The 12,967-nt window shown below is 68.5% G+C and carries 15 protein-coding genes (1 of these 15 only partly in view); 10 read left to right on the forward strand and 5 right to left on the reverse strand.

The window, feature by feature from the left end; all coding sequences use genetic code 11:
- Positions 1-432: the 3' portion of a DUF192 domain-containing protein gene (locus LQ772_RS14395; protein WP_231321719.1), read on the forward strand. The gene continues 21 nt to the left of window position 1, outside the view; 432 of the gene's 453 nt are visible here — the last part of the coding sequence; the start codon falls outside the window, past its left edge; it ends in the stop codon at positions 430-432.
- 204 nt (positions 433-636) lie between these two features.
- On the opposite strand, the gene LQ772_RS14400 is transcribed toward LQ772_RS14395, so the two are convergent.
- A complete protein-coding gene (locus LQ772_RS14400) occupies positions 637-831 on the reverse strand; it encodes a rubredoxin (RefSeq protein WP_231321720.1) in 195 nt (64 codons plus the stop codon).
- 89 nt (positions 832-920) lie between these two features.
- On the opposite strand from LQ772_RS14400, the gene thiE reads away from it, so the two are divergent.
- Genes thiE through LQ772_RS14415 form a run of 3 tightly spaced genes read left to right on the forward strand, consistent with a single transcriptional unit; the run spans position 921 to position 3,459 of the window.
- Entirely contained in the window at positions 921-1,559 is a 639-nt protein-coding gene (gene thiE / locus LQ772_RS14405) for a thiamine phosphate synthase (protein ID WP_231321721.1), read from the forward strand.
- Positions 1,556-2,845 carry a glutamate-1-semialdehyde 2,1-aminomutase gene (gene hemL, locus LQ772_RS14410; protein ID WP_231321722.1) on the forward strand — a complete coding sequence of 430 codons (1,290 nt, stop codon included), beginning with the start codon at positions 1,556-1,558 and terminating at the stop codon, positions 2,843-2,845. The genes thiE and hemL overlap by 4 nt, the downstream gene beginning before the upstream one ends.
- A gap of 17 nt (positions 2,846-2,862) precedes the next feature.
- On the forward strand, positions 2,863-3,459 hold the full coding sequence (locus LQ772_RS14415) for an HAD family hydrolase (protein ID WP_231321723.1): 597 nt from the start codon (positions 2,863-2,865) through the stop codon (positions 3,457-3,459).
- Between the two features lie 6 nt (positions 3,460-3,465).
- Here LQ772_RS14415 and LQ772_RS14420 read toward each other — a convergent pair whose 3' ends face one another.
- Together LQ772_RS14420 and LQ772_RS14425 are read right to left on the reverse strand one after the other, a co-directional pair.
- Positions 3,466-3,885, reverse strand: a complete 420-nt coding sequence (locus LQ772_RS14420) for a VOC family protein (RefSeq protein ID WP_231321726.1) — start codon at positions 3,883-3,885, stop codon at positions 3,466-3,468.
- Entirely contained in the window at positions 3,882-5,126 is a 1,245-nt protein-coding gene (locus LQ772_RS14425; protein ID WP_231321729.1) for an acetylornithine/succinylornithine family transaminase, read from the reverse strand. The genes LQ772_RS14420 and LQ772_RS14425 overlap by 4 nt, the downstream gene beginning before the upstream one ends.
- Before the next feature lie 337 nt (positions 5,127-5,463).
- Here LQ772_RS14425 and LQ772_RS14430 point away from each other — a divergent pair, with 337 nt between their 5' ends.
- The 6 genes from LQ772_RS14430 (at position 5,464) to LQ772_RS14455 (ending at position 10,591) form a co-directional block, all read left to right on the forward strand.
- On the forward strand, positions 5,464-5,958 hold the full coding sequence (locus LQ772_RS14430) for a hypothetical protein (RefSeq protein ID WP_231321731.1): 495 nt from the start codon (positions 5,464-5,466) through the stop codon (positions 5,956-5,958).
- Positions 5,959-6,005: 47 nt separating this feature from the next.
- Complete coding sequence (locus LQ772_RS14435; RefSeq protein WP_231326059.1) at positions 6,006-6,596, forward strand: hypothetical protein; 591 nt, start codon at positions 6,006-6,008, stop codon at positions 6,594-6,596.
- 28 nt (positions 6,597-6,624) lie between these two features.
- A complete protein-coding gene (locus LQ772_RS14440; RefSeq protein WP_231321732.1) occupies positions 6,625-7,620 on the forward strand; it encodes a hypothetical protein in 996 nt (331 codons plus the stop codon).
- 119 nt (positions 7,621-7,739) lie between these two features.
- Positions 7,740-8,441, forward strand: a complete 702-nt coding sequence (locus LQ772_RS14445; RefSeq protein ID WP_425600798.1) for a C39 family peptidase — start codon at positions 7,740-7,742, stop codon at positions 8,439-8,441.
- 15 nt (positions 8,442-8,456) lie between these two features.
- Positions 8,457-9,224, forward strand: coding sequence for a hypothetical protein (locus LQ772_RS14450; protein ID WP_231321734.1), 768 nt, complete (start codon positions 8,457-8,459; stop codon positions 9,222-9,224).
- Positions 9,225-9,271: 47 nt separating this feature from the next.
- Positions 9,272-10,591 carry a hypothetical protein gene (locus tag LQ772_RS14455; RefSeq protein WP_425600799.1) on the forward strand — a complete coding sequence of 440 codons (1,320 nt, stop codon included), beginning with the start codon at positions 9,272-9,274 and terminating at the stop codon, positions 10,589-10,591.
- 38 nt (positions 10,592-10,629) lie between these two features.
- On the opposite strand, the gene LQ772_RS14460 is transcribed toward LQ772_RS14455, so the two are convergent.
- On the reverse strand, positions 10,630-11,976 hold the full coding sequence (locus LQ772_RS14460) for a sigma-54 dependent transcriptional regulator (RefSeq protein WP_231321736.1): 1,347 nt from the start codon (positions 11,974-11,976) through the stop codon (positions 10,630-10,632).
- Between the two features lie 145 nt (positions 11,977-12,121).
- A complete protein-coding gene (locus tag LQ772_RS14465; RefSeq protein WP_231321738.1) occupies positions 12,122-12,943 on the reverse strand; it encodes an SDR family oxidoreductase in 822 nt (273 codons plus the stop codon).
- Between the last annotated feature and the right edge of the window lie 24 nt (positions 12,944-12,967).

Below are 12,967 nucleotides of genomic sequence, written 5' to 3' on the forward strand. Positions count from 1 at the left end.
TTCCTGCTGCTGTCTGCTGCCGGCTGCGCGGGTGCCATGCCGAAAACATCGACACCAGCGGTGGAACTGCACGGGCATCGCTTCACCACCGAGCTCGCAACGGACGAAGCCAGCCGCGAACACGGCCTGATGATGCGCGCGGAGCTGGCGGCCGATCACAGCATGCTGTTCGTCTTCCCCGACACGCAGCCGCGCTGGTTCTGGATGAAGAACACGCTGGTGCCGCTGGATATCCTGTACTTCGATGCCGACCGCAAGCTGGTGTCGATGCAGCTGGATGTACCGCCGTGCAAGGCCGATCCCTGCCCGAGTTATCCGAGCGACGCGCCGGCGCGCTATGTGCTCGAGCTGCCTGCCGGGACGGCACGACGCGTCGGCGTGGAATCAGGCGACGAGCTGAAGGTGGAAGGCGACATCGGTCCGGTACGCTGACCGGCGCCGCGCTGACAGGGAAGCCCCACCTGGTAGGGGACCAGCCGCGACGGGTCGAGCCGCTCCAGCACCGCCCAGTCGTCCTCGAACGGAATGAACTGTTTCATGGGTGTCTCCTGTGCCGGGTACGAAGACAGGAAAGCAGACGGCCCGGTCCGCACGATGACGGAACCGGGCCGTTTGATGACATGCGCGAGGCGCGCGTCAGTCGGTCTCGACCATCTCGAAGTCGTCCTTGGTCGCGCCGCAATCAGGGCAGGTCCAGGTGTCAGGCACGTCTTCCCAGCGCGTGCCGGGCTCAATGCCTTCCTCGGGTACGCCTAGCGCCTCGTCGTAGATGAAGCCGCACACCACGCACATCCATTTGCGCGTCGCGGGGGGTTGGGCGTCGGTGCTCATCGGATCGTGTCTTCGTCTGCAGTTGAATGGGCCATTCTCGCAACTCCCCTGCCCGAGCGAAAGCGCGGCGACCTGAAAGAAGGACTTCCATGCCCTGTCTCCCATCAAGTGGCTTGTACGCGATCACCGATGGTCCGCGTAGCGACCTGGTGCAGGTCGTCCGGGACGCGCTGGCCGGCGGCGTGCGTCTGCTGCAGTACCGCGACCTTGGCGATGACCACGCACGCCGCCATGCCGAAGCGCAGGCGCTCAAGCGGCTGTGCGACGAGCATGGCGTGCCGCTGTTGATCAACGGCGACGCCGCGCTGGCGCAGGCGGTCGGCGCCGCTGGCGTACATCTCGGTGAGACAGCCGAGGACCTGGCCAGCGCGCGCGATCGGCTTGGTCCCCAGGCGATCATCGGCGTGTCCTGCTTCGATTCGCTCGAACGCGCACGCGGGATGGTCTCGGCAGGTGCCGATTACGTTTCCTTCGGCGCCTTTTTCCCCTCGTCGACGTTGCCGCGCGCGCGCATGGCACCCCTGGAGTTGCTGAGGCAGAGCGCCGCACTCGGCGTGCCGCGGGTGGCGATCGGCGGCATCACACCCGAGAATGGCGCGGCCCTGGTCGACGCTGGCGCCGACTACCTCGCGGCCATCTCGGCCGTGTTCGGCGCCACCGACGTGCGCGCGGCCGCGCGCCGCTTGGCCGACCTCTACCGTTTTCCTTCCAGCGAGTCCCATCCATGACCACCAACCATGAACTTTTCCAGCGCGCGCAGCGGCTGATGCCCGGCGGCGTCAATTCGCCGGTGCGCGCGTTCAAATCGGTCGGCGGCGAGCCCTTCTTCACCGCGCGCGCCGACGGCGCCTACCTGTGGGACGTGGAAGGCACGCGCTACATCGACTACGTGGGTTCGTGGGGCCCGATGATCGTCGGTCACAACCATGCACACGTACGCGGAGCCGTCGAGCGCGCCGTGCGCGATGGCCTGTCCTTCGGCACGCCTTCCCGAGCCGAGGTGACCATGGCCGAGACGATCACGCGTCTGGTGCCTTCGGTGGAAATGGTGCGCATGGTCAACTCCGGCACGGAGGCGACGATGTCCGCCATCCGGGTGGCGCGTGGCGCGACCGGGCGCAACAAGATCGTGAAGTTCGAAGGCTGCTACCACGGCCATGGCGACAGCTTTCTCGTCAAGGCCGGCTCCGGCGCCCTGACCTTCGGCGTGCCGACCTCGCCGGGCGTGCCCAAGGCAGCCGCCGACCTGACGCTCACCCTGCCCTACAACGACCTGCCGGCGGCCGAGGCCCTGTTCGCCGAACACGGGGCCGACATCGCCGGCCTGATCATCGAACCGGTCGCTGGCAACATGAATTGCATCCCGCCGACGGACGGCTATCTCAGGGGCCTGCGGGAGCTGTGCACGCGCCACGGCGCGCTGCTGATCTTCGACGAGGTGATGACCGGCTTCCGCGTGGCGCTGGGTGGCGCGCAAGCGCATTACGACGTGACGCCGGATCTCACGACTTTCGGCAAGGTGATCGGCGGCGGCATGCCGGTCGGTGCCTACGGCGGGCGGCGCGATCTGATGGAGCAGGTCGCGCCAGCCGGCCCCATCTACCAGGCTGGAACGCTCTCGGGCAATCCGGTGGCCATGGCGGCAGGCTTGGCCATGCTGGAACTGATCCAGGCCCCGGGCTTTTACGACGCGCTGGCCGCACGCACGCGGCTGCTCTGCGACGGCCTGCAGGCGGTGGCAGACGCCGAAGGCGCGCCGTTCACCACCAACCGGGTTGGCGGCATGTTCGGGCTGTTCTTCACGGGCGAGAAGGTGACGAGCTACGCACAGGCCACGGCGGCCGATGCGGCGCTGTTCAACCGCTTCTTCCATGGCATGTTGAAGCGCGGCGTTTACCTGGCGCCGAGCGCGTTCGAGGCGGGATTCCTGTCCAGCGCGCACAGCGAGAAGGACATCGCGGACACGCTGGAAGCCGCCCGGGGCGCGCTGCGCGAGGCCAGGCAACAGGGGTGAGTACAGACATTCGCTGCGTGCTGTTCGATCTCGACGGCGTGCTCGCCGACTACGATCGCGGCAGGCGGGTCGAAACCTTCGCGCGGCATCTCGGGCACCGGGCCGAAGCCGTGCACGCGGCGATCTACGCGTCGGGCATCGAGGATGCCGCCGACGCCGGCCTGCTCGATGCGCCCACCTATCTGTCGGCGCTTGGGCGCGAGCTCGATCGCGACATCGATGCCGAGGCCTGGGTCGATGCGCGTCGAGCGGCAAGCTGCGTCCGACCACCCGTACTTGAACTTGCGGGTCGGCTCCGCGATCAGGGGATCGCGGTGGCCGTGCTGAGCAACAACGGTTTATTGATGGCCGAACGCTGGCCGGTGATCGTGCCGACACTGCTGCCGTTGTTCGAACGCCGGTTCTTCTGTTCGGCCCAGCTGCAGGCGGCGAAACCTTCGCCCGCTGCCTACCTGCGATGCCTCGAGGCGCTGGCCATGCCGCCCGCGGCCACGCTGTTCGTCGACGACAGCGACGCGAATGTCGCCGGCGCCCGCAAGGCCGGGCTGGTCGCGCACCACTTCACGGACCTGCAGCAGTTGCGTTCCGCGCTGGCGAACTGCGGCCTGGCCTGAGGCCGCCTACCAAGTGCCGGTGTTGGGCATCGACGACCACGGCTCCTGCGGCGACAGGTGGCCGTCCTGCAGCAGCTCGATCGAGATCAGGTCGGGGGAGCGGACGAACGCCATGTGCCCGTCGCGCGGCGGGCGATGGATCGTGTAGCCCATGTCCTTCAGACGCTGGCAGGTGGCATAGATGTTCTCCACGCGGAAGGCCAGGTGGCCGAAGTTGCGCGCCGAGCCATAGTCTTCCCGGGAGTCCCAGTTGAAGGTGAGCTCGATCTCCGCCTCGGGGCTGTCCGGCGCGGCAAGGAACACCAGGGTGTATTTGCCCTCGGGAACCTCTTTGCGGCGCGCCTCGCGCAGACCGAGGCCGTCGCAGTAGAAGCGCAGCGACGCGTCGAGGTCACGCACGCGGACCATCGTGTGCAGATACTTCATGGCGTGTCTCCGGCAGGGGTCGCGAGGAAGTCGGTGAATGCCGCGCGCAGGCGCTGCAGGCCTTCCGCCAGTTCCTCGTCGGTGATGGTCAAAGGCGGAAGCAACCGCAGCACGTCGGGCCCGGCCTGCAACAACAGCACACCGTGTGCAGCGGCGACGTCGAGGATGGCGCCGGCCTTGCCGCGATGCGGCGCGGCCAGCGCCGCGCCCAACATCAGGCCGCGGCCGCGCACTTCATCGAAAAGGCCCAGGTCGGCATCGATGGCCGCCAGGCTGGCACGCAGTTCGTTGGCCTGGCGCTCCACGTTGAGCAGCACCGCGGGCGAACCCAGCTTGGCCAGCGCCACGCGCGCCACGGCAGCGGCCAGGGGATTGCCGCCGAACGTGGAACCGTGCGCGCCGACCTGCATGGTCTGCGCAACCTTCGGACCGGCCAGCATGGCGCCGATAGGAAAGCCCGCGCCGAGCGCCTTGGCCAAGGTCACGATGTCCGGCGCCACGTCGTCCTGCACGTGCGCGAACAAGGTGCCGGTGCGGCCCATGCCGCACTGGATCTCGTCCAGCACCAGCAACGCCCCATGCCGGTCGCATTGTTCTCGTACCTGCTTGAGGAAGCCGGGGGCCGCCGGTCGCACGCCGCCCTCGCCCTGCACGGGCTCCACCATCACGGCGGCCACGTCGTCGTGCGCGAAGGCCATCTGGAGCGCTTCAACGTCGTTGAACTCGATGTAGCGGAAACCACCCGGCAGTGGCTCGTAGCCTTCCTGGTACTTCGGCTGCGCGGTGGCCGTCACCGTGGCCAGGGTGCGTCCATGGAAGGAGCCACTGAAAGTGACTATGGTGCGCCGCCCGGCATCGCGCCCCTGCGCGGCCGCCCAACGGCGCACCAGCTTGATCGCAGCCTCGTTCGCTTCGGCCCCCGAGTTGCACAGGAACACGCGCTCGGCAAAGCCGGATGCCTCTACCAGTTCCTGCGCGAGCTTCAGCGGCGGCTCGGTGTAGAACACATTGCTGCTGTGCCACAGCTTGTGCGCCTGTGCAGTCAGCGCGGCGAGCAGGTCCGGGTCCTGGTGGCCCAGGCTGTTGACCGCGATGCCCGCGCCGAAGTCGAGATAGTCGCGCCCCTGCGTATCCCAAAGCCGCGCGCCGAGGCCATGGTCGAGCACGAGCTCGCGCGGACGGTACACCGGCAACCAATAGCGCCGGGCCAGGTCGATCAGGGAAGCGTCTTGCGGGGACATGGCCTCTCCGGCGGCGCACGGGCGCCGTCGCAACGTGCGTGGGAATGCGACCGGGGCGTCGCCCGCACATGCTAGCACCGCGACCCCGGCGGCCCGAACGGCTCCGGCTGTAACAGCCGCACAAGGTGTATCACTGCTGTTACACCCCGCGCCAAGCCCGATTCTATGCGGCTTGCGACCGCCGAAAGGCTCTCGGCGCGCGGCTGCCTGTAACACCCGTGCGGGATTCGTTTGCCTGCATCCGCTCAAAAACCGCGCAGTGGCGCGGTCTGGCGGCCTTCGGAAGCTTTGGCATGGCGCTTGCCACCAGGGCTCTCACCGAAGGAACGAGCGTGCCATGGAATCCGCAGTCGCCCCCCACCGCCTTCTCGCGCTCCCGCCGTTCGCGGCCATGATCGCGCTGGTTGGCATGCCGTTCGCCAGCCATGCGGCGGACGCGCACCGCGCGGTCGACGCCAGGCCGGGCGACATCGTGTTGTTGCGCACTGTCTCCACGCGACCGGCCGCGCGGCCGGCACCGCCGGGGATGGCGCTGATGGTCTCGCCCTCGCCACAGCCCGAGATCTTCGCCTCGCTCGACAGCAGCGAACTTTCCGACGACGACATCGCGCAATTGGGCGCCACGCCCTCGCCCACCGCGCAACTGCAGTCGACCGTGGGCCAGACGCTCGACGGCATGCTGGTCCGCGGCGGCGGCAGTAACACGGTGGCCGGCAACGGCGTGAGCAACACGGTCGCGGCGCCGATCGGCGCGGTCGGCAACGCGACCGGCGGCATCGGCGACCAGGTGCAGGGCGCGCTGGCGCAGTTGCCCTTCGGCAACGGGCATTGATCGCCATGCGCCGCGCGACCGTTCTCACCTCTCTCGCCGCGCTGGCTATGTTGAGCACCGGCGTCAGCGCGGGCGATGACGACTACGCCGCCATGCTCGGCTACCTCACCAGCAGCCGCCTGGATGGCCATGTCTTGAAGGGTGCCGACGGCAGCGTCGCGGTGAACCTGGCGGCGGGCGACCTCAACAGCCAGGCCAACCTGCGCGCCTTCGCCACCGGGCCGGATGCGCAGGCCTGGATCGACGCGCGCCAGCGAACGCTTGGCAACCAGGCCAATGCGCCCACGCACGCGCAGGCCACCATCGCCGGCGACGTCCTCGCCGGGGCGCACGGGCTCGTATCGATCAACCAGGCCAGCGGAACGGCGAACACGCAGCTCAATGCGGTCGCCGCGGCGCTGGCCAGCCAGGGCATACGCGAAACGACGGACGGATCCCTGTCCGCTGCCGTTTCGGCGTCGGCAGAAGTGCAGCCGGGAGCGGGCGCCGGCGTACCGGGCGAAGGCACGCGCAGCGTGTCGGTCGCCGCGGGCGCCATGCAGGGCTTCCGTGGCGTGCTGCAGCTCAACCAGACCGCGGGATCGGGCAATGCCACGGGCAACGTCCTTTCGCTATCCGTGTCGGAGCTACCGCGGTGACCACCATAAGAATCGGAGTGAGGACACCATGAACGCATCCAAGAAGACCCTGATCGCCCTGGCGGTCGCCACGCTGTTCGGCAGCCCGATGGCTTTCGCGAATGGCCATGACCAACACCACTCGCCGTTCGATTCGGCGGCGGTCGCCACGGTCGACAACAACCAGTCGGTGACCGGCAACGTCACCGCCAACAACAAGCTGAAGAACACCAGCTCCATCGATGACCGCACGGCCGCCCAGGCCTCAGGCAACATCGGCATGAACGTGGCTTCCGGCGACAACAACGCCCAGGACAATGCCGCTGCGCTCGCCGCCACGGACGCCGACTTCGCCTTCGGCCTGGCCGATTCCGAGATCGACGTCGGCCAGTCCGGCATGGGCAACGTCACCGTGAACGAAGGCGTCAAGAACGATGCCTACGTCACCGACAACGCCTTCCGCTGGGCCTCGGGCAACATCGGCGTGAACGTCGCCTCGGGCAACAACAACCAGCAGAAGAACGCGCTGGCCGCCTCGGTCGCGACGACCAAGTTCGCCCATGCCGGCGTGAGCGTCGACCAGGCCTCCTCGGGCAACATCGTTAGCAACGCCGGCCGCGTGGAGAAGTACTACGACACCACCACCGTGCACATGAGCGGCACGGTGCAGGGCTACTCGCTCGGCCTGGGCGCGGGTGGCTATCAAGGCCAGACCAGCAGCACCTCCTACGGCGTCGAGGGCGGCCTGTGGACCGTCGGACCGTTCCCGGCCGGCTTCTACGGCGGCCTGACCGCCAGCGAGTCGCAGGGCCAGGAGCAGGGTCAGCTGGGCTTCGTCGAGGTTTCCGCCAGCGACCTGCTGGCCGATCTGTGCGGCACCGTGCAGACCGCCCGCTACGTCGTGGTCAACGCTACCAACGACGCCAGCCTGTCGGGCAATGCCTTCCAGCATGCGACCGGCAACATCGGCGTGAACGTGGCCTCCGGCACCGGCAACCTGCAGGCCAACAGCCTGTCGCTCGCCGTCGCGCAGCCCAGCCCGTAACAACTTCGGCCAAGGCAGGCCAACGAGGGCGGTACCCGGCTGTCCGCAGCCGGGTTCCTATGGAACCCCCCGGCCCGGCCCCTGCGGGCCGGGGGGACTTCCTCCCACTGGTGACATCCATGCGACTGATGACCCGCACCTTCCTGCTCTGCAGCCTCGCGCTTGGCACGCTGGCCTCCGCGCGCGCCGGCGAGGTGCGCTTTGGTGGCGTGCTGCCCAATGGCGGGCTGTACGCACATCCCGTGGAGAGCATGCAGGAGGCGCGCTACCGCAACCTGGTGCGGCAGGAAACCGACTACAGCTGCGGCGCCGCCGCGCTGGCCACGATCCTGCGCTACGCCTACCACCTGGACGTGGACGAGGCGGTGGTGATCCAGGGCATGCTGGGTCTATCCGACGAGAATCTGGTCAAGCAGCGCGGCTTCTCGCTGCTGGACATCAAGCACTACGTGGAAGCATTGGGCATGCGCGGCCGCGGCTACCGCGTGGACGAATCACGCCTGCGCAGCCTGCGCGTGCCCGGACTGGTGCTGATGGACGTGCGCGGTTTCCGTCATTTCGTGGTGCTCAAGCAGGTCCAGGGCAATACCGTGGAGCTGGCCGACCCGATGCTCGGCAACCGCAGCCTTTCCATCGCCGAATTCCTCCAGGCCTGGCAGTCCCGGGCCGTGTTCGTGGTGATCGGCAACGACTTCGATCGCAACACGGTGCTGCTACAGCCGGAGGGCAAGGCCAGCGCGCGTGCCCTGTATGCCCGGCAAGGACCCATTACCGATGCCGAACTGCTCGACTTCGGCTTCAGCAGCGTCGATCTGTTCTGAGAGGAACTTAAAGCCATGCTTCGCCGTTCCCTCCCCTTTCTCGCCGCCGCGCTGCTGCTGGCCCCGGCGCTGGGCGCGCACGCGGCCGACAGTGCACCCGGCACCGGGCTGCACGAGCTTGCCGACACCGAGCTCAATGCCATGCGTGGCCGTTACACCGTCGACGACCACACCGTCGCCTGGTTCGGCGTGACCATGATCTCGACCTGGCAGACCGGCAGCGGCCAGCTGCTGCAGGGGACGCTGGCCTTCGGCATGGATTTCGGCAACGGGAAAGGCCAGCCCACGCTCAACTTCACCCCAAGCGTGACCCTCACCAAGGCCGATGCCCCGGTACCGATGCCCGCCACCGGCACCCGCAGTGTCGATGGCAGCGGGCTGGCCCACGTCGGCGGCCTGCTGCAAAGCGTGCAGGTGGCCGGCGACGGCAACCTCGCCAACAACGTGGCCCGGTTGACCATCCGCGACGGTAACGCGCCCGCCACCACGGGTAGGGCCACCGGAACCGGCGGCGCCAGCGTGAGCGACGGCAACGCGAGCGTCTCGGTCGGCTTCGACGGCCAGTCCGCCGGCGTGCAACTGTCCATCGACGGCCAGGGCACGGTGCAGCAATGGATCCGCAACGGCAGCCTCGGCCAGAGCGTGCAGCTCGCCGCGGACGGCCAGAGCGTGAGCAACCGGCTGGAGATCGACCTGGTACGCCAGGTGTCATCGGCCAACACGCCGCTTGCGCTGAACGTGGCGCAGGCGATCGGCCTCACCCGAGGCATTGCAGGGAACTGAAGCGCGCGCCACCGCCCGGCACGCCTCCGGTCCAGGGGAGCAACACCATGCACAAGACCTTGTTAGCCACCGCCGTGGCCTGCGGGCTGCTGATCGGCCTGCCCTTCGACCTAGCCGCCCAGGCGGCGCCCATGCCGCAGGACGAAGCCCAGGTGCAGACCTTGCTGGCCCAGCTGCAGGCGCTCAAGGCCAGCTACGCGCAGCAGGTACGCCAGCTTCGCGAGCTGGACATGCAGGTGCAGGCGCTACAGGCGAAACTGGCCGGCAAGACCGCGCCACCCTCGCTGCCTGCACCGGGCGGCACGCCACCGACGGACCGGGTGGCGCAGGCCGGCACGCCGCCGGCCGACGAAGGTACACGTGCCGGCAGCGCCGCCCAGGCCGAAGCCGCGCGCCAGGAAGCGCCCACCCGCAGCCTGAAGGATGCGCTGCAGCAGGAGCACGCGCTGTTCGACCGCAAGTTCACGCTGGAAAACAGCGTCAGCTACGCCCGCTACGACCGCAGCCAGATCACGCTCAACGGCTTCCTCGCACTGGATGCGATCTTCCTGGGCAACATCGCCATCGAGGACGTCAAGTCCGACTCGCTCACCTACAACCTGGCCGCGCGCTACGGCGTCAGTCCGCGCCTGACATTGAACCTGGACGTGCCCTACCTCTGCCGCAAGACGGTCTACCAGAAGGGCGGCGCGGGCGGTTCGGCGGCGGCCATCGCGGAGGAGGACACCACCGGCGCGGGCCTGGGCGACGTCGGGTTGAGCGCCAACTACAAGCTGTTGGACGAGACCGGCTCGCGGCCCGACACGGTGCTGACCCTGGGCATCACCGCGCCGACCGGGCAATCGCCCTACGGCATCGACTGGAAGGTGCTGCAGCGCGACGACGACCAGTACATCAGCTTCGCCGTCCCGGACAAGCAACCCACCGGCAATGGCGTATGGCAGGCGAACCTCGGCCTGTCGGCGGTCAAGACCATGGACCCGGCGATCGTGTTCGCCAACCTCGGCTACATCTACTCGAAATCGCGCGACTTCGACGACATCAATACCGATCCGGAAACGCGGAACCCGGGCACGGTCAAGCTCGGCAACACCTATTACTTCGGTGCGGGCGTGGCCTTCGCGTTCAACGAGCGCACCAGCCTGAGCCTGTCCTTCGCCGACAAGCTCAGCGCCAAGGCCTCGCTGCGCTACAAGGGCTCGCCCTGGTCGAAGGTGATCGGTTCGGACGCCCATGCCGCCACCTTCAACATGGGCGTGACCCATGCATTGAGCCAGCACACCACGCTGGTCACCCTGCTCGGCATCGGGCTGACGCCGGACGCGCCGGATTTCAGCCTGAGCTTCAAGGTTCCCTACATGTTCTAGCCGCGGCGGACCGGGTCGGACGACCCGGTCAAAGCTGCTCAGGGCGCGGCCTGCGCCAGCTCGTCCAGCGCCAGGCCGTGCTTCTTGCACAGGCGGTAGACGGTGACCCGGGCGATGCCCAGCCGCCGCGCGCATTCGCTGACGTTGAAGCGGGTCTCGCGCAGGCACGCGACCAGCGCATCGCGCTCGGCCGACACGCGCACGCGTTCCAGCGCGGCCGGCGCATGGCCCGGACGCACGGGCAGGTCCAGGTCGTGCACGCTGATCAACGAATCCTCGGCGACCACGGCGGCCCGTTGCACCCGGTTGACCAGTTCCCGCACGTTGCCTGGCCAATGGAATGCGCGCAGCGCGCGGCGTGCGGCCGCGCTGAAGGCGAGCGCGCGGCAGTCGTGTTGTTCGCGGAAGGCGTCCAGGAAGTGCTGCGCCAGCAGTTCCATGTCGCCGCCGCGTTCGCGCAGTGCCGGCATCTGCACGCGCAGCACGTTGAGCCGGTAGTAGAGATCCTGGCGGAACCGGCCGGACGCGACCGCCTTTTCCATGTCCACGTGGGTGGCCGCCAGCACGCGCACGTCCGCGTGCAGGCTCTGGCTGCTGCCGACCCTCACGATGGTGCCCTCCTGCAGGAATCGCAGCAGACTGGTCTGCGCGTCCAGTGGAAGGTCGCCGATCTCGTCCAGGAACACGGTGCCGCCGCTGGCGCTTTCGATATGGCCGATGCGGCGGGTGGTGGCGCCAGTGAACGCGCCGCGTTCGTGGCCGAACAGTTCCGACTGCACCAGGTTGCCCGGCAGCGCTCCGCAATTGATCGCGACGAACGGCCGCCCTGCCCGCGGCGACAATTGGTGGATGACGCGCGCGGCCACTTCCTTGCCGGTGCCGGTTTCGCCGGTGATCAGGACCGGCAGGTCCACCGGCGCATACTTGCGCAGGCCGATCCGCAGCGCCCGCATCGCGTCACTGGTGCCGACCAGGCCGGGCATGTCCGGTTCGCTGCGGGCGGGCATCCCGCCCACGGCCAGGCGATCGAGCGCCTCACTTAGGCGCGGGAAGTCGATGGGGCTGGTGAACACCGCCATGCAGTCGCGCAGGATCGATGTCACGCGGGGCTCGTGCGCGGGCGTCTCGGGCGAAACCAGCGCGATCCAGGGCACGCCCGGATGCTCGGCAACCATGACCTCCATCGCTCCAAGCGTGTCCAGGTCTCCCTGGCGGAGGTCGGCCAGTGCGACCACGACATCGCCGTTGCGGGCGCCCACGCCGCTGGCCTGCACGTCGGCCACGCGCACCGGCCAACCTGAACGCGCCAGTCCGTTGCGTTCGGCGCCGTCGGGCCGTCCGAACCAGACGACACAGCGCCTGGGTAATGCCAATGCCGCGGTCATCGCCACCTCCGCCCCTGAACGGATGTCCTGTGTCGATCAGCCGGTGATTACCGGCTGCGATGCCGCCCCGTCCGGGGGCGGCGGACTGTGATGAATATCACAAAACCGGGTGGAGGACCTAACGACAACTTCCGTGAAGGAGAAGTCAATCCAGGAAGAGATCCGGCAGGAGGGGCGCGCCCGGCTGCACCGCGTACGGGTCGAAATCGACCACTCCTCGCGCCCGCAGAACGTCTTCGTCGAGGGCGAAATGCCCGCTGTAGTCCCGCGCCGGGCGGGTAAGGACGGCATGGGCCGCGTCGGCCACGATCTCGGGCCGGCGGCACTGTTCCGGCCGCACGCCCTCGATCATGCCGATCGCCGCCGTGGCGATCACCGTGCGCGGCCACAACGCGTTGACCGCGATGCCCAGCGGTGCGAACTCGGCGCTCATGCCCAGCACGCACAGGCTCATGCCCATCTTGGCGATCGTATAGGCCGTGTGCGGCGCGAACCATTTGGGATCGAGGCTGGGCGGCGGCGCCAGCATCAGCACGTGCGGATTGGCCGCGCGCTTCAGGAACGGCAGGCAGGCCTGGGTGACCAGGAAGGTGCCGCGCGTGTTGACCTGGTGCATGAGGTCGAACCGCTTCATCGGCGTGCCTTCCACGCCGGCCAGCCAGATCGCGCTAGCGTTGTTGACCAGGATGTCGATGCCGCCGAAGCGTTCGGCCGCCTGCGCCACGGCGTCCCTGACCTGGTCCTCCTCGCGGATGTCCACCTTGAGCGCCAGCGCCTTGCCGCCCGCCTCCTCCACGGCGGCCGCGGCGGTATGGATGGTTCCGGGCAGCCTCGGGTTGGGCACGCCGCTCTTGGCGGCGATGACGATGTTGGCGCCGTCCCGCGCCGCGCGCAGGGCGATCGCCAGGCCGATGCCGCGCGAGGCGCCGGTGATGAACAGGGTTTTGCCGGCCAGTGTGGTGTCCATAGCGATGCATGCGTCCCGGGGAAC

Origin of the sequence: Frateuria edaphi (assembly GCF_021117405.1) — a bacterium.
GTDB lineage: Bacteria > Pseudomonadota > Gammaproteobacteria > Xanthomonadales > Rhodanobacteraceae > Frateuria_A > Frateuria_A edaphi.